This window comes from Qaidamihabitans albus, assembly GCF_016464705.1.
GTDB classification, from domain to species: Bacteria; Actinomycetota; Actinomycetes; order Mycobacteriales; family Pseudonocardiaceae; genus Qaidamihabitans; species Qaidamihabitans albus.
Window position 1 is genome coordinate 19,655 of record NZ_JAEHOB010000022.1, and the last position, 14,589, is coordinate 34,243.

At 70.3% G+C, this 14,589-nt stretch carries 13 protein-coding genes; 9 read left to right on the forward strand and 4 right to left on the reverse strand.

Features of this window, described 5'->3' with window-relative positions; translation table 11 throughout:
* Nucleotides 1-233: 233 nt before the first annotated feature.
* Together idi and JAP66_RS28825 are read right to left on the reverse strand one after the other, a co-directional pair.
* Nucleotides 234-839 (reverse strand): isopentenyl-diphosphate Delta-isomerase, encoded by a 606-nt coding sequence (gene idi / locus JAP66_RS28820; RefSeq protein WP_199435013.1) that lies wholly within the window; start codon nt 837-839, stop codon nt 234-236.
* 132 nt (nt 840-971) lie between these two features.
* Nucleotides 972-1,538 carry a MarR family winged helix-turn-helix transcriptional regulator gene (locus JAP66_RS28825; RefSeq protein ID WP_199435014.1) on the reverse strand — a complete coding sequence of 189 codons (567 nt, stop codon included), beginning with the start codon at nt 1,536-1,538 and terminating at the stop codon, nt 972-974.
* Nucleotides 1,539-1,627: 89 nt separating this feature from the next.
* On the opposite strand from JAP66_RS28825, the gene JAP66_RS28830 reads away from it, so the two are divergent.
* Both JAP66_RS28830 and JAP66_RS28835 read left to right on the forward strand, forming a co-directional pair.
* The gene (locus tag JAP66_RS28830) at nt 1,628-2,548 is read left to right on the forward strand and encodes an EamA family transporter (RefSeq protein WP_199435015.1); all 921 of its coding nucleotides are present in this window, start codon (nt 1,628-1,630) and stop codon (nt 2,546-2,548) included.
* A 6-nt stretch (nt 2,549-2,554) separates the two neighbouring features.
* Nucleotides 2,555-3,196, forward strand: a complete 642-nt coding sequence (locus tag JAP66_RS28835; protein WP_199435016.1) for an NAD(P)-dependent oxidoreductase — start codon at nt 2,555-2,557, stop codon at nt 3,194-3,196.
* 106 nt (nt 3,197-3,302) lie between these two features.
* On the opposite strand, the gene JAP66_RS28840 is transcribed toward JAP66_RS28835, so the two are convergent.
* Nucleotides 3,303-6,014: a UxaA family hydrolase gene (locus JAP66_RS28840; RefSeq protein ID WP_199435017.1), complete on the reverse strand. Its 2,712-nt coding sequence runs from the start codon at nt 6,012-6,014 to the stop codon at nt 3,303-3,305.
* Between the two features lie 97 nt (nt 6,015-6,111).
* Here JAP66_RS28840 and JAP66_RS28845 point away from each other — a divergent pair, with 97 nt between their 5' ends.
* The 3 genes from JAP66_RS28845 (at nt 6,112) to JAP66_RS28855 (ending at nt 8,891) form a co-directional block, all read left to right on the forward strand.
* The gene (locus JAP66_RS28845; protein ID WP_199435018.1) at nt 6,112-6,798 is read left to right on the forward strand and encodes a GntR family transcriptional regulator; all 687 of its coding nucleotides are present in this window, start codon (nt 6,112-6,114) and stop codon (nt 6,796-6,798) included.
* Between the two features lie 131 nt (nt 6,799-6,929).
* Complete coding sequence (locus JAP66_RS28850) at nt 6,930-8,330, forward strand: Nramp family divalent metal transporter (protein WP_307849764.1); 1,401 nt, start codon at nt 6,930-6,932, stop codon at nt 8,328-8,330.
* Nucleotides 8,331-8,396: 66 nt separating this feature from the next.
* Complete coding sequence (locus JAP66_RS28855) at nt 8,397-8,891, forward strand: hemerythrin domain-containing protein (RefSeq protein ID WP_199435019.1); 495 nt, start codon at nt 8,397-8,399, stop codon at nt 8,889-8,891.
* A 53-nt stretch (nt 8,892-8,944) separates the two neighbouring features.
* On the opposite strand, the gene JAP66_RS28860 is transcribed toward JAP66_RS28855, so the two are convergent.
* Nucleotides 8,945-11,320 carry a bifunctional salicylyl-CoA 5-hydroxylase/oxidoreductase gene (locus JAP66_RS28860; RefSeq protein ID WP_199435020.1) on the reverse strand — a complete coding sequence of 792 codons (2,376 nt, stop codon included), beginning with the start codon at nt 11,318-11,320 and terminating at the stop codon, nt 8,945-8,947.
* Between the two features lie 96 nt (nt 11,321-11,416).
* Between JAP66_RS28860 and JAP66_RS28865 the strand changes: the two genes are divergently transcribed.
* From JAP66_RS28865 to JAP66_RS28880, 4 genes are read left to right on the forward strand one after another with little or no spacing between them, the layout of a single operon-like run.
* Nucleotides 11,417-12,574, forward strand: a complete 1,158-nt coding sequence (locus JAP66_RS28865; RefSeq protein WP_199435021.1) for an acyl-CoA dehydrogenase family protein — start codon at nt 11,417-11,419, stop codon at nt 12,572-12,574.
* Nucleotides 12,571-13,398, forward strand: a complete 828-nt coding sequence (locus JAP66_RS28870; RefSeq protein ID WP_199435022.1) for an enoyl-CoA hydratase family protein — start codon at nt 12,571-12,573, stop codon at nt 13,396-13,398. Before JAP66_RS28865 ends, JAP66_RS28870 begins: the two co-directional genes overlap by 4 nt.
* Entirely contained in the window at nt 13,383-14,171 is a 789-nt protein-coding gene (locus JAP66_RS28875) for an SDR family NAD(P)-dependent oxidoreductase (RefSeq protein ID WP_199435023.1), read from the forward strand. Before JAP66_RS28870 ends, JAP66_RS28875 begins: the two co-directional genes overlap by 16 nt.
* Complete coding sequence (locus tag JAP66_RS28880; protein ID WP_199435024.1) at nt 14,168-14,566, forward strand: RidA family protein; 399 nt, start codon at nt 14,168-14,170, stop codon at nt 14,564-14,566. The genes JAP66_RS28875 and JAP66_RS28880 overlap by 4 nt, the downstream gene beginning before the upstream one ends.
* Nucleotides 14,567-14,589 lie beyond the last annotated feature (23 nt).

Here is a 14,589-nt window from a genome sequence, read left to right on the forward strand (position 1 = left end):
GGTGTGGCCGGCCGCGCGGCCCGAATCGCCGCCCCGAGGAGAGCGCGATCCGATACCGAAGGTGCTGCGCCGACGGGCCGAGGCCCGACGATCACTTAGCGTAACTGTCACAGTCACCGACCACTCGATTGACACTCTGTAGGCGTGGAATCATGTCGTACCCGGATTCCTGGCTGACCGCGGCCCCTCGTTCGGCAGGCGAGTGAATCCGCGCGGCGGCTGGAGCTGGGAATTCATCGAGCGGCGGCAGGCAGCTCCGCGTCGTCCCGGACCGGCCAGACCAACGGGTCCGGTCCGAGCTCGTCGAGTGCGCCGACCTGGAGGGCGCACCACGGCGAGACGGAGGCGGGGTCGGTCAGGACATCGGCGACGAAACGGTTCCAGGAAACCCAGCGCGCCTCGTGTACCTCGGCCGGATTCGGCCGAGGCGCGGGTGCTGCCGACGCCACCGTCGCGCGGTAGACCGGGCAGACCTCGTTCTCCCGGGTTCCGTCGGGCATCGACGCCTGGTAGCTGAAAGCGGGCAGCACGAGATCGATGCGATCGGCCACCAAACCCAGCTCGTCGTCGAGCCGCCGCGCCACTGCCTCCGCGACAGGCTCCCGCGGGCCCGGGTGCCCACAGCAGGAGTTCGTGCGCACCCCTGGCCACGTGCGCTTCGTCCTGGCGCGCCAGGACTCCAGAAAGCGCCCTGCCTCGTCGAACAGGTAGCACGAGAACGCCAGATGCAGGGGCGTTTCGCTGTGGTGCACCTCGGCCTTCGGCGCGTAGCCGACGAACTCGTGGTTCTCACCGCACAGCACGACGTACTCGACGCCGGGGTCGAGCACTGAGGTCATGGTCGCCGACCACCCTTCGTTGTCGTCGTCCGGCTGGCCCGCTGCCCCGGCATCAGCCGCAGGTAGTGATCGTCGACTGTGGTCGCGGCCCGTGGCAAGGCTGCGATCGGTTGGGCTCACATCGAATTTTCCTCACTCGCCGCGAGCAGGCAAGCCCTCGCGCGGGGGTTGACGTCCGGCCGAGGCGTGAGCGGCGGCGTCCTCCGGCGCCACGTCACCGAGGCCGGTCAGCAGCTTGCGGAGCAGTGCGGCAAGACTCTTCCGCTCCCCCGCGGTGAGCGCGCTCAGCAGGCGGGACTCGTTGACGACGTGGTCGTCGACGAGTTCGTCGACGAGCCGGCGGCCCTCGTCGGTAAGGCTGATGAGCACGCTGCGCCGGTTGCCTGGATCGGTCTCGCGGGTCACCAGCCCTCTCGCCACCAGCCGGTCGATCCGGTTGGTGATCGCGCCGGACGTGACCATGGACGACTCGACGAGCCCGCCTGCCGTGAGCCGGTAAGGATGCCCGGTCCGGCGCAGGGTCGCCAGGATGTCGAACTCCCACAGCTGCAGGTCATGCCGGGCGAAATGCTCGCGCAGCCGGCGATCCAGGATCCGCGACGCGCGCTGAATGCGGCCGACGACGGCCATCGGGGAGGCGTCGAGGTCCGGCCGCTCCGCCCGCCACTGCTCCAGCACCCGGTCGACGCTGTCACCCACGTGAACTCCTCAGCATTGAAATGTTTGACACCAAGGTAGCACTCTCGTACTCTCCTTAGTATCGAATATTTTAATATTAAGGAGTTGCGATGACCGTCACGGAGTGCACGGGCCCGACCACAGCCACCGGCCGCTCGGACACGTGGCGGCTGACCAGCCTGACCGCCCTCGCCCCGGTCGCGTGGGGAACGACGTTCCTCATCACCGCCGAGTGGCTGCCGCCCGATCGCCCGCTGCTGTCCGGCGTGATCCGCGCGCTGCCCGCCGGGCTCATCGCGCTCGCCATCACCCGCACGCTCCCCCGGGGCGCATGGTGGTGGCGTGCCGCGGTGCTGGGCGCGTTGAACATCGGAGTGTTCTTCCCACTGCTGTTCATCGCGGCCTACCGGCTGCCGGGCGGTGTCGCCGCCACGCTGAACGCGGTCCAGCCACTCGTCGTCGCGGGGTTCGCCGTCGCCCTCCTCCGCGAACGGCCGACACCGTGGCGGCTCGGCTGGGGCGTGGCGGGCGTTGCGGGCGTGGCCACGATGATGCTGCGCGGGAACGCGGCGTTCGACCCCGTCGGGGTACTGGCGGGTATCACGGCCGTCGTGGCGATGGCCGCCGGCCTGGTACTCGCCAAGCGGTGGGAGCGCCCGGTGGGAGCGCTGACCTTCGCCGGCTGGCAGCTCACCGCGGGCGGCGTGCTGCTCGCCCCGCTCGCGCTCGCGCTGGAGGGACCGCCGCCCGCGCTGGACGCACCGGCACTCGCCGGATACGCGTGGCTGTCGATCGCCGGCGCCCTGCTCGCCTACACGCTCTGGTTCCGGGGACTCAGCAGGCTCCCGGTCGCGGCACTGTCCTTCCTCCCGCTGCTCTCGCCCGCCGTGGCGACCGCGCTGGGCTGGCTGGTGCTGGGCGAGTCCCTGACCTTCGTGCAGGGCCTGGGTTTCGCTCTCGCACTGGCCTCGGTCGCGGCCGCGCAACTCGACCCGCGCCGGCATCCGGCCGGCCTGGAACCAAGGAGCTGATTCATCGTGCGTATCACCGTGTTCGGAGCGGCCGGAAGTGTGGGAAGCCAGGCGGTGGCCGAGGCACTTCGCCGCGGCCACGAGGTCACCGCCGTCGTGCGGGACCCGGCCCGCTTCCGGGAACTTCCCGCCGCCGCCGACATGCGGACCGGCGACGCCGTGCGGGTCGAGGACGTCATCGCGCTGACCCGCGGACAGGACGTCGTGATCAGCTCGATCCGCCCGGCGTCCGGCCGGGAGCGCGAGTTGCTCACAGCGACATCGGCCCTGTTGTCCGGGGTGGCCCGCGCGGGCAGCCGTCTGCTCGTCGTCGGTGGGGCGGCCACGCTGACCGTGCCCGGCACGGGCGGCACGCTCGTGCTTGACGACGCCCGGTTCCTCCCCGCCGACTACCGTGAGATCGCGCTCGCGTGCGCGGAGCAGTTCGAGCTCTGCCGCCGTGACGGCGAAGCCGACTGGACCTACCTGAGCCCTCCCGCGCTACTCGCCCCGGGGCAGCGGACCGGCAGGTACCGGATCGGCGAGGACGAGCTGGTCGTGGACACGGAGGGCCGCTCGAGGATCTCGGTGGAGGACCTCGCCGTGGCCCTGCTCGACGAGGCCGAGCGACCTCGGCATCGCCGGAGCAGGTTCACCGTCGCCTACTGACGCCCCTCACGGCAGACGGCAACGCGGGTCGTGACTGGTTACGCGAGTTGGAACGCGGTTCCTCACTCACGACAGGTGACCAGGTCGTCGGCGGGCTGCCACGCGGTCACATCGACGTGCCGAGCAGTCCGCGCGTCACCTGGAACCCCACGTTCCCGGCCGCGAGAGCGCGCGGCACGTGCTCGCGCGAGGCGACGGCCAGCACGATCTCCAGCGCGCGGCGAGCCTGCGCGTCCACATCGCCCCGCAGCACCCCGTCCAGGTCGGACCGGTGCACGGCCGCCGTGTCCGGGTCGGCACTCACCTGCACGAGCGGTACAAGGCGGGGCGAGGTGAGGGCACCGCCGGCGACGTGCGCCAGCACCAGTTGCGCGCCGGATGCGCCCAGCCCGGTCGCGGTCTCCAGCCAGTCGGTGCCGGGCGCGCGCATCACGTGCCAGCCCGGCGCCGCCGGGCGCTGCCCGTGCGCGACGGTCGGCCCGACCCCGTCGGCCCGGCCGAAGGCGATCCGGCGGAACGCCTCGTCGGCCAGCAGCGCCCCTCGCGACGACAGCAGCACGGTCCCGCCTGCCGCGACGACCCAGCCACCCACCGTGGCCAGTACCTCCGCCGTGGCCCCGGAAAGCTCACCACGGGCCTCCAGCCCCACCGCGAGCCCGCCCAGATCGCCGTCGGTCGGTACCGGCGCGGGCAGGCCGGCCGCGGCCCCCTCGAACCATTCGCGGACCTTCCCGGATACCGCGGTGATACCACCGTCCCGCTGGATACTCGCCCACCCGAACCGGTCCGGGTCGGCGCCGGCCTCGACGAGGCGGGCGCGGAAGTAGTCGTTGTGGGTCTTCTCGCAGCCGTGTTCGAGCAGCAGCGCCCGCCGCACGTGCGGATGGGTCAGGTAGCCGACCATGACGCGGGTGTACGTCTCTTCCGACGTGCCTGCACTGACGCCGCAGCCCTCGGTGTGCGGCAGCGCGACCACGCGCGACACCGCGTCGCCCAGCCAGCGCTCCTGCTGAGCCTGCTCGGCCAGGCGCAGCGCGATCTGTCCCGAGCACAGGCTCGTCGGCAGCACCAGCGCGACGTGCTCGGGCACCGCCCGGCCGTCGGCGGCGAGTAGTACCGCCGACCGCGACAGGTCCCGGGGAACGGTCCGGGTCCGGGCGACCGGCACCGGTCGCCCGGCCAGCGGGGCGTCGCGTTCCTCCGCCGAGGCGTCCGCGACCGGCCCGCCCATGCCGAGTGTGATGCCCGCGCGTGGACGCGTCTGCTTCCAGTCCCGCCAGATCGACACCTGGCTGTGGCCCGCACGCTCGCCGGCCGTGCGCTCGCCCGAGGCCGTGCGAACGGCCAGCTCCAGCACCTCGTCTGTCAGCTCGTCCATCGGCGTGCCGGTGAGGTAGCGACCCGCGTCCACATCCATCTCCTGCCGCAGCAGCTCGTAGCGCGGTGTGGTGCTGACGAACTTGACCGTTGGGACGAAGGGAAAGTTGGTGATCGAACCGTTGCCTGTGGTGAAGAAGATCAGCGTGCAGCCGGTCGCCACCTGCCCCGCCACCGACTCCAGGTCGTTGCCCGGGCTGTCCATGAACGTGAAGCCGGGCCCCGGCAACGGCTCGCCGTAACCCACCACGTGGTCGAGGCGCAGCCGCCGGTCGAACTTGCGCGCCGCGCCGACCGACTTCAGCACGATGTTGTAGAGGCCGCGGTAGATGTTGCCACCGGAAGGGTTGCCCTCCGCGGTATGGCCGTGCCAGCTCGCCCGCTCCTTGAACGACTCGATCGCCCGCAGGAACCGCCGTGCCACCTCGGCGTTGCGGACGTTCTCCAGCACGTAGCCCTCGGCGCCGATCAGCTCGTCCGTCTCGGCCAGCACCGCCGCTCCCCCGTGTCTGATCACCTCTCGCGCCACCGCCCCGCTCAGCGGGTTGGCGGTGATGCCCGAGAAGGCGTCCGACCCGCCGCACTGCAACGCCACTCGCAGATCGGCCATCGGCTGCGCGGTACGCGACTGCCGCGCGACCGGCTCGAGCCAGCCCGCCACGACGTCGCCCGCGGCGGCCAGATCATCGGCGAACCCGCCGCCACGGGTGAAGAAGGCGTGCGGCACGGCCGGCGGAGGATGGCCGTTACGGCGCAGGTAGTCCCGCAGCTGTGCCCCGGTGACCGCCGCACCCGGCTCGTCGACCACGAGCACCGCGCCCACGTTCGGGTGGACGAGGAAACCGGCCAGGACCGCGAGCAGAAGGCCGAGGTTGTTCGGCTCTGCCTCCTCGCCGCCCTCGGTGTGCGCGACCGGGACGACTCCGTCAAGGCCGCCGCCGGCCCGTCCGGAGAACCGGCGCGCCAGTTCGGTCACGAACGCCGCACTGCGCGACGTGGTCGCCAGCAGCACGATGTGGTTGCGGGTGCCCGCCACACCGTGCGGGCGGGCGAATCCCCAGAAGCTACCGGGCGAGTCCACTCTCCCTGTCTGCTGGCCGAAGGTGAGTGCGGACTCGTCGAGCAGGTACGGGTCCAGCGGCTCGTTCCGGGCGGCCGGCTCGGCAGGCAACCCAGCCGTGCCGCGCGCTCGCAGGATCTCGAGGCTGCTCTCGGTGCACACGTAGTCCCCGGGACGCAGGTCGCGAAGCGCCCTGGCGAACGGGGTCGACCACGAGAGCAGCGGCTGTCCCCGCTCGATCGGCCGGACCACGAGCCGATGGCCCTCCGGGACGGTGTGCCGAACAGTCACGCTCGATTCGCCCAGGTCGAGCCGTGTGCCCGGCTCCAGGGTCCGGGCGGTGATCGCGACGTTGTCCCCTGGCTCCGGAAGAACCGCCACATCAGAGAGTCGGACCCGGCGCATGCGATTCCCTTCCGTCATCGCCGTGAATCCTATAGGATCTACGATAAATTGCCCAGGGCCGGAGGGTCGAGCGATGAGCGACCACACCGCGGCGATGCCGCATCGTCCCCGCCGCCACGTTCTCGCCGACGAGGTCTACGAGACCGTCAAGACCCTGGTGATGGACCACGTCGTGCGGCCGGGCGCCCGCATCTCGATCGACGGACTGGCCCGCGAGCTCGACGTCTCCCCCACCCCGGTCCGGGAGGCGCTGGCCAGGCTCGAATCGGAGGGACTGGCCAGCAAGGAACCGCTGCGAGGATACCGCGCGACCCCGCTGCTCAGCAGACGCGAGCTCGACGAGCTGTACGAGTTCAGGCAGCTCATCGAACCGTGGGCGGCCCGCCGCGCCGCCGAGAAGATCGACCGGCACACCGCAGCCGAGCTACGCGCCGAGATGGCCTCGGCGGTCGCACCGAAGGGAACCGACTACCGCGACTACCGGGCGCTCGCCGCCCACGATGCCAGGTTCCACTCCTTGCTCGCCCGGCTCTCGGGTAACGACCAGGTGCGGATCGCTTTCGAACGTACCCACTGTCACCTGCACATCTTCCGGCTGTACTTCGCCAGCGACATCGGTTTCGAAGCCGTGACCGAGCATCGGACGATCGCCGAGGCGATCATTCGCGGGGCGCCCGACGCCGCGGAGGAGGCCATGAGCACCCACCTCGACAACTCGAGGACCCAGCGGCTCCACACCGTCTACCGCGACTCCTCGTAGCCACCGGTCCGCCTGCCCGATCACTCCCGAACCCCCACCGCAGGAGGTGTTGACGACCTCGCCGAAAGGGGCCTCGTGACACGGACCCTTTTCGCCGCATCGGATGAGTCGCGAACGGAAAGGGACTCGACGTGACCACACACAGCGCTGTGCCCGTGGCCGACCCCTACGTACTGACCCAGGACGGGATCAAGGAGCCGCCGACAGGCTGGCGGGCAAGTCTCCGGTATCTGGGGCCGGGACTGATCACCAGTGCCTCAATCGTGGGATCCGGCGAGCTCATCGCCACCACGACTCTCGGCGCCGAAGTCGGCTTCGCCCTGCTCTGGCTCGTCATTTTCAGCACCCTGGTGAAGGTCGCCGTCCAGGTCGAACTGGCCCGCTGGACCATCACCACCGGTCAGCCCGCCCTCACCGGGTACAACAAGGTACCGCCGAGGCTCGGCCGAATGGGCTGGATCAACATCCTCTGGCTCCTGCTGGCGCTGACCAAGCTCCTGCAACTCGGTGGCATCGTCGGTGGCGTCGCCGTCGCCGCCAGCATCCTGCTGCCACTCGGCGGTGATCCTCTGGGTTTCACGTCGCTGGCGATCTGGACGAGCTTCCTCGTCACCGTCAGCATCCTCATGCTGTACAAGAACAAGTACTCGATCATCGAACGTGTCGCGGTCGCGCTGGTGGTGACGTTCTCCTTCGTCACGGTGCTCATCGCACTGGGGCTGCCCTTCACACCCCATGCGTACGGAGCGGGTGACCTCGCAGGCGGCCTCACGTTCCTGATTCCGGCCGGCGCGCTCGGTGCGGCGCTCGCGATGTTCGGTATCACCGGAGTGGGTGCGGACGAGATCACCTTCTACACCTACTGGTGTGTCGAGAAGGGCTACGCGCGCTGGGTCGGCCCCAACGACGGCAGCGAAGCCTGGCTGCGCCGCGCCAAGGGGTGGATCAAGGTGATGTACAAGGACGCCCTCGTCTCCTGGGTCATCTACACCTTCGGCACGCTCGCCTTCTACATCATGGGGGCCGCCGTCCTGAATCCACAGGGACTGGTGCCGGAGGGCAACGAGATGATCACCACTCTGTCCAATGTATACACCAACACACTCGGCGACTGGGCCAGCACCCTCTTCCTGCTCGGGGCGATCGTCGTGCTCGGATCGACGATGTGGGCGTCGATCCCGAGCTGGGCCCGGATGTACACGAACGTCCTGGCCACGATGGGCGCGCTGGACTGGCAGGATCCGGTGGCCAGGCTCCGCTGGATCCGGATCTTCACCGTAGCCCTGCCGATCGTGTGGGGCGTGGCCTACCTGGCGATCCAGTCCCCCGTCGTGATGGTGCAGATCGGCGGTGTCATGACCGGGGTCTTCCTGCTCGCGATCGTCGTCGCCGCCTGGTACCTCCGGCGCACGGAGACCGACGAGCGATTGCGCGGCGGTCCGGCGTTCAACACGCTGCTCGCCGTCAGCAGCGTCGCCATCGCGCTGCTCGGGGTGTACACGCTGCTCGAGGTCTTCGAGCTGGCGCCGTGACGTAGGTGGGGTGGCCGCATCGTGGGGACTTGTCCGAAACCTCGTGGAGTGGTCGAATCATCGGTAATGACGCAGACACCGGGGGCTGCCGACCGGCTCCAGCGACTGGGGGACGAGCTCGTCGCCGTTCACGAACGGCTGCGCACCGAGCTGCGGCGGATCCGGGAGCAGGTCGAGGCGGGGACCGCACCGGCCCACTCGGCGGCCACCCTTGCCACGCACTGCCTGGCGTTCTGCTCGGCACTGACCGAGCACCACACGGGCGAGGACACCGCCGCGTTCCCGCGGCTGGCCGGCCAGTTCCCCGAGCTGGCGCCACTGATCGCCAAGCTGGAGCAGGATCACGCGATGATGTCCGGGTTGATCGCCGACCTCGAGCGCGTGGTGTCCGCGCTCGCCGATGAGCCCTCACCTCAGGAACGTTCCCGGTTGCTCAGTCACCTCGACGGGCTCACTGCCATCTGCGACTCGCACTTCGCCTTCGAGGAGCGTTCGATCCGTGCCGCGCTCGACGAACTGCACGGCGACCACCGGCCCGAGGATCTCTTCGGGGGCGTATAGGCCGTTATACTCACCTCGTGAGTGCGCATGCGCGTTCTAACTCGGGTGCGCACTCACGAGCGGGTGGGCTTCCACCGGAGATGGCCGTCGGCCGTGCTGGCCGTTCTGATGAGTTCCAGCCGGGGTTTGGGCCGGTCGATCCGGCCGGTCTGCGGCTTGCGGCGACCGGCGCGCCAGGAGTCCGGCCACACCGCGCCGGGTCCGTCGTAGTCCTGCTCGATGGCCGCATGCAACGTCCAGTTCGGATCGTAGAGATGCACGCGGCCCAGTGCGCAGAGGTCGGCGCGGCCGGAGAGAACGATCGTGTTGACGTCGTCGGCCGAGGAGATGGCGCCCACCGCGATCGTCGGGATCCCGAGCGTGTTGCGGATCGTGTCGGCGAACGGTGTCTGGTAGGAGCGGCCGAAGGCCGGACGTTCGTCGTAGGTGACCTGGCCGGTGGACACGTCGATCGCGGCCGCGCCGGCCCGCTCGAAAGCTCGGGCCACCGCGAGGGTGTCCGCAAGGCTGATGCCGCCCTCCACCCAGTCGGTGGCCGAGATGCGCACCGTCATCGGCTTGTGCGCGGGCAGTGCGGCACGCATCGCGCCGAAGACCTCGAGCGGGAACCGCAGCCGGTTCTCGACGCCGCCGCCGTAGCGGTCGGTGCGCCGGTTGGTCACCGGTGACAGGAACGACGACAGCAGGTAGCCGTGCGCGCAGTGCAGTTCGACGACGTCGAACCCGGCACGGTCGGCGCGCTCGGCCGCCGCGACGAACTCGGCGACGATGGTGTCCATGTCGGCCCGGCCGAGGGCGCGCGGGGTCTGGTTGACACCTTCGCGGTAGGCCACCTCGGACGCCGCCACCACCGGCCAGTTGCCGTCGTCGAGCGGCTGGTCGATGCCCTCCCACATCACCTTGGTCGAACCCTTCGGTCCCGAGTGTCCGATCTGGACGCCGATCCTGGCGCCCGACGACTCGTGGACGAAGTCGCAGACCCGCTGCCACGCCTCCCGCTGCTCATCGTTCCACAGCCCCGCGCAGGCGGGCGTGATGCGGCCCCGCGGTGACACGCACACCATCTCGGTCATCACCAGCCCCGCGCCGCCGAGCGCCTTGCCGCCGAGATGGACCAGGTGGAAGTCCCCGGGCACCCCGTCGACGGCGACGTACATGTCCATCGGCGAGACCACGACCCGGTTGGCGAGCTCCAGCTCACCGAGCCGGAACGGCTGGAACATCGGCGGCCGCACCTGCCCGGTGCCGCGCCCGGCGCGTTTCTCCTCGCCCGCGAACCAGGCGTCGACACCCGCGATGAAGCCGGGATCGCGCAGGCGCAGGTTGTCGTAGGTGATCCGCCGGCTCCTGGTGAGCAGGTTGAAGGCGAACTGGGCCGGATGCTGATGCGTGTACTGGCCGATGTTCTCGAACCACTCGCGGCTCGCCTGCGCCGCCCGCTGGGTCGAGAGGACGACGGCCTTGCGCTCCTCTTCGTAGGCCGCGAGCGCGGCCGGCACGTCGGCGCTCTCGTGCAGGCAGGCGGCCAGCGAAAGGGCGTCCTCCATCGCGAGCTTGGTGCCCGAGCCGATGGAGAAGTGCGCGGTGTGTGCGGAGTCGCCGAGCAGGACGACGTTGTCGTGGCGCCAGCGCTCGTTGCTCACCGTGGTGAAGCTGATCCAGCGTGAGTTGTTGGCCAGCACCTCGTGGTCGCCGAGCACGTCGGCGAAGACGCTCCGGACCGCGTCGACCGACCGCTCGTCCGACACGCCGGGCGCCAGGCCGGAGACGGCGGCGTCATGTGCGGCGAACCCGGCCCTGTGCCAGACCTCGTCGTGCATCTCGACGATGAACGTGCTGCCGTGCGCGTCGAAGGGATACCCGTGCATCTGCATGACGCCGTGCGGCGTCTCTCGGATGTCGAAGGTGAACGCCTCGAAGACCTTGTCGGTGCCCAGCCACATGTAGCGCGAACGTCCCACGTCCAGCGTCGGCCGGAAGGTGCCTGCGTACTGCTTGCGGACGGCCGAGTTCAGCCCGTCGGAGGCTACGACGAGGTCGTACTCGTCCTTGAGCCCGGCGACATCGGGCGCCTCGGTCTTGAACCGGACATCGACGCCGAGGTCGCGGCAGCGCTGCTGCAGTATCTCCAGCAGCCTCTTGCGGCCCATCGCCGCGAAGCCGTGCCCACCGCAGGTGACCACCTCACCCCGGTAGTGGACGTCGATGTCGTCCCAGCGCGCGAACTCCTCCTCCATCCGGGCGTGCACGACCGGATCGGCGTGCTCGATGCCACCGAGTGTCTCGTCGGAGAACACGACCCCGAAGCCGAAGGTGTCATCGGCGGCGTTGCGCTCCCACACGGTGATCTCGTGGCCGGGCCCCAGCTGCTTGGCCAGCGCGGAGAAGTACAGCCCGCCGGGACCTCCGCCGACGACAGCGATACGCACGATCCCCTCCAATGTGTCTACCCGCAAGTATACTGTCTCCTTGACGCCCGTTGTCAATACGATATAACCTTCGGCTGTCGCGCCGAAGGAGGACGGATGACCGGGTTCGCGCTGAGCGCCGACCAGCTCGACTACGTGCACCGCATCCGCGCCCTCGCCACCGAGCACCTCGCGACGCTCGCCGCCGAGGGCGTGGACGGGCGCGTCAACCGGCCACTGCTCGCGGCGATGGGCAGGCTCGGCCTCCTGCGGGATCTCTTCGGCGGTTCGCCGGGCGAGGCTCCCCGTGACGCGGCGGCCATGCAACTGTGCCTGCTCCGCGAGACGATCGCGACCGTCAGTGCCGAGGCCGAGACCGCGCTCGCACTCCAGGGGCTCGGCAGCTACCCCATCCTCCAGTCGGGCCGCCCCGAGACGATCGAGCGGTGGATCCCCGGCGTGGTCGCCGGTAGCACCGTGGCCGCGTTCGCCCTCACCGAACCGGAGGCCGGCTCCGATGCCGCCGCGTTGTCACTGGAAGCCGAGCGGGATGGTGCCGCCTGGCGGCTCACCGGCGAGAAGATGTGGATCTCCAACGCGCCCGAGGCCGACGTCTACACGGTCTTCGCCCGCACGACCGCGGGCGCCGGTGCGCGCGGCGTGACCGCGTTCGCCGTCGCCGGGGACTCCGCCGGGCTCGGCGGCGAGCATCTCGATCTGCTCTCGCCGCACCCGATCGGCCGGCTCAGCTTCGACGGTGTGCGCGTCGGGCCTTCGGACGTCCTCGGCGAGGTCGACGCCGGATTCCGGGTCGCCATGCGCACGCTCGACCTGTTCCGGCCGAGCGTCGGAGCCTTCGCCAACGGCATGGCCCGCGCGGCGCTCGACGCCACCATCGATCATGTGCTGAGCCGGCACGCCTACGGCGGACCGCTCGCCGCCCAGCAGTCCGTGGCCCACTCGCTCGCCACCATGTCGACGCAGCTGGAGGCGGCGCGCCTGCTGGTCTACTCCGCGGCGGGCAACTACGACGCCGGGGCCGATCGCGGCACGGTCAGCCGGACCGCCGCCATGGCGAAGCTGTTCGCGACCGAGTCGGCCCAGCAGATCGTCGACCAGTGCGTGCAGTTGCACGGCGCCAGGGCACTGCAACGCGGCCACCTGCTCGAACACCTCTACCGTGACGTCCGTGCGCCACGGATCTACGAGGGAGCCTCGGAGGTCCAGCGCTCGATCATCGCCAGGGAGATCCTCAAGCAAAGGACCGCCTCATGACCCGCTTCCGCGCGTCCGTGCCATTGACCACCACGTGGCAGCACTTCGATTTCCGCATCGAGGGGCCCGTCGCGACGGTGACGTTCAACCGGCCCGAGAAGCTCAACCCGCTCACCTTCGAGTCCTACGCCGACCTGCGCGACCTGCTGTCCGAACTGCCACACCACGACGGCGTCAAGGTGCTCGTCATCCAGGGCGAGGGGCGCGGCTTCTGCGGCGGCGGCGACGTCAACGAGATCATCGGCGAGCTGCTCGAGATGGACGCCGACCAGCTGATGCGGTTCACCAAGATGACCGGCGACGTCATCCGCGCGATGCGCGAGTGCCCGATCCCGATCATCACCAGGATCCAGGGTATCGCGGCCGGTGCGGGCGCCGTGCTCGCGCTCGCCTCGGACTTCCGCGTCGTCGGCGCCTCCGGCCGGTTCGCCTTCCTGTTCACCAAGGTCGGGCTGTCCGGCGGCGACATGGGCGCGGCCTACCTGCTCCCCCGCGTCGTCGGCCTCGGCCACGCGACCAAGATGCTCATGCTCGGCGACACCATCGACGCGGCCACCGCCGACCGCTACGGGCTGGTCTCCGAACTGGTGGCCGACGACGGCCTCGACGCGGCGGTCGCCGCCCTCGCCGAACGGCTCGCGGCCGGGCCCACCCTCGCCTTCGCCCAGACCAAGTCGCTGCTGACCCGCGAGCTGGACATGCCGCTTTCGGCGGCCGTCGAGCTCGACGCCATGACCCAGGCACTGCTGATGACCACGGACGACCACGCCGAGTTCCACGCGGCGTTCAACGAAGGGCGGCCACCCGCGTGGAAGGGACGCTAGCGAACCGGCCGGAGCAAGCCGCGGGCACCGTCAGCGTCGTCACGGGGGCGGGTCAGGGGATCGGCCGCGCCACGGCACTGCGGCTGTCCGCGGCCGGCCACCGGGTGGTCCTGGTGGGACGCGACGCCGGCAAGCTCGAGACCGTCGCGGCCGGGCTGGCCGGACCGTCGCTGTGCCTCTCCGCCGACCTGACCGCGGCAGGCGAGGCCGATCGCGTGTTCACCGCCGTCGAACAGACCTGGGACACCGCCGCGGTGCTGGTGGCGAATGCGGGCGCCTCGCTGGCTTCGCCGCTCGCCGACACCACCGACGAGCAGTGGCAGCGGATGCTCGATGCCAACCTGACGGCGCCGTTCCGCTGCCTCCGCCGCGCGCTGCCCGCCATGACGGAGCGAGGATGGGGCCGCGTCGTGGTCATCGCCTCGGTCGTCGCCAAACGCGGCGAACGCCAGGTCAGTGCCTACACCGCCAGCAAGCACGGCGTGCTCGGGCTGGTCCGCGCGGCGGCCGACGAGGTCGCCGGCACCGGTGTCACCGTCAACGCCGTGTGCCCCGGATACGTCGACACCCCGATGACCCGCTCCACGATCGCGGCGATCGGCGAACGCCGGGGCGTCGGCGCCGACGAGGCCACCGCCCTGCTCGCGCGCCGGCAGCCGATCGGACGGCTGATCGAGCCCGACGAGGTAGCCGCTGCGGTGCAGGCCTGTGTCGAGAACGGCGCCATCAACGGCCAGGGCATCAACGTCGACGGAGGAGCGGTCCAGTCATGACCTTCGAACGCATCAACCCGCCCGCCCTCGGCACTCCCCGCGGGTTCAGCCATGCTGTGCTCACCGACCGGCGGCGCACCGTGTACCTCGCAGGCCAGACCGCGCTCGACGCGTCCGGCACGATCGTCGGCGAAGGCGTCGTCGAACAGTTCGAGCAGGCACTCGGCAACCTGCTCTACGCCCTGGACGCCGCCGGGGGCACGCCTGCCGATCTCGCGACGGTGACGATCTACACCGTCGACATGGACGACTATCTGGCGCATTCGCGCGAGATCGGTGCCGTCTGGCGCCGCCTCGTGGGCACCGAGTACCCGGCGATGGCCGGTATCGGAGTGGTCCGGCTGTGGGATGCCACCGCGCTCGTCGAGATCCAGGGCGTCGCGACGTTGGACTGAGCCACCTCGTACCGCGCCCGGCA

Bases quoted from the DNA above. Each gene is read 5' to 3' on its own strand.
- JAP66_RS28855 (WP_199435019.1), top strand. From the start codon at position 8,397: ATGACGCAGACACCGGGGGCTGCCGACCGGCTCCAGCGACTGGGGGAC.
- JAP66_RS28870 (WP_199435022.1), top strand. From the start codon at position 12,571: ATGACCCGCTTCCGCGCGTCCGTGCCATTGACCACCACGTGGCAGCAC.
- JAP66_RS28830 (WP_199435015.1), top strand. From the start codon at position 1,628: ATGACCGTCACGGAGTGCACGGGCCCGACCACAGCCACCGGCCGCTCG.
- JAP66_RS28845 (WP_199435018.1), top strand. From the start codon at position 6,112: ATGAGCGACCACACCGCGGCGATGCCGCATCGTCCCCGCCGCCACGTT.
- JAP66_RS28880 (WP_199435024.1), top strand. From the start codon at position 14,168: ATGACCTTCGAACGCATCAACCCGCCCGCCCTCGGCACTCCCCGCGGG.
- JAP66_RS28865 (WP_199435021.1), top strand. From the start codon at position 11,417: ATGACCGGGTTCGCGCTGAGCGCCGACCAGCTCGACTACGTGCACCGC.
- idi (WP_199435013.1), bottom strand. From the start codon at position 839: ATGACCTCAGTGCTCGACCCCGGCGTCGAGTACGTCGTGCTGTGCGGT.